The organism is Frankia sp. CcWB2 (assembly GCF_977927585.1).
Window position 1 is genome coordinate 12,103 of the sequence record NZ_CDWRCM010000133.1, and the last position, 1,007, is coordinate 13,109.

The following is a 1,007-nucleotide window of genomic DNA, read 5'->3' on the forward strand; positions in this document are numbered from 1 at the left end:
TGGCCGGCGCAGCCCCGGGGCTGCGCCGGCCATCGCCGTCTCGGCCGCGTATCCGGGCTGGTCGCTCCAGAGTTGGAACACGTTCGTTCTCTCACACATCGCTCGGTCACACCGCTCAGTCGGCGACCGGTAACGGAATATGGGAAAATGTCAGCCACCGGATAACCACCTTGCCAGCCGGGGCACCTGGCGAGATCGGGTCCGGTTGCCGGCACAGCACAGGCACAACTTCATCGCCCCGAGGACGGTTCGGACTGCTGGTTCGGCGAACGGAGAGCTCCGCTGGTGACTGGTAGTCCCGACGTCGCGCTCGGCGTTCACCTGACCTTCGGCTCTGATCCCGCCACGTCCATGGTCGTCTCGTGGCTGACCCGAACTGCCGTCCCACGGCCCCAGGTACGGTTCGGCCCGGCGGATGGCGGGTCTACCGGCTCGGTGACCGCGCTCACCTGTTCCTACACGGACGCCCTGACGAACGAGGTGGTCTTCGCCCACCATGCGCACCTGTCCGGCCTCCTGCCGGCTACCGGCTACCGCTATGACGTGGGTCATGACGGGCGCTGGGGCCTGGCCCACGGGTCGTTCCGCACGGCTCCACGGCACCGGGCCGCCTTCAGCTTCACCTGCTTCGGCGACCAGGGCACCGACGAGCCGCATGACCCGTACGGCTCGGCCGCGTCACGCCACGTGGTGACCGGAGTGGAACGCCTCGCGCCGCTGTTCAACCTCGCGAACGGCGACCTGTCGTACGCCAACCAGCGCACAGATCCGGTTCGCGCCTGGTTCGACTGGTTCACGATGATCAGCTCCTCCGCCCGGTTCCGGCCGTGGATGCCCTGCAACGGCAACCATGAGACCGAGCGGGGCAACGGATCGCTGGGGCTAGCCGCCTACCAGGCCTACTTCGCCCTTCCCCAGCACGACGAGGAGGCCTACCTCGCCGGGCTCTGGTACGCGTTCACCGTCGGCGGCGTGCGGTTCGTCATGCTCAGCGCCGCCGACGTCCG

At 68.4% G+C, this 1,007-nt stretch carries 1 protein-coding gene; it reads left to right on the top strand.

The window, feature by feature from the left end:
• Nucleotides 1-285 precede the first annotated feature (285 nt).
• Nucleotides 286-1,007 (top strand): fibronectin type III domain-containing protein (locus ACY45C_RS14485; RefSeq protein ID WP_462188132.1); only part of this gene is annotated, 722 nt, incomplete at its 3' end.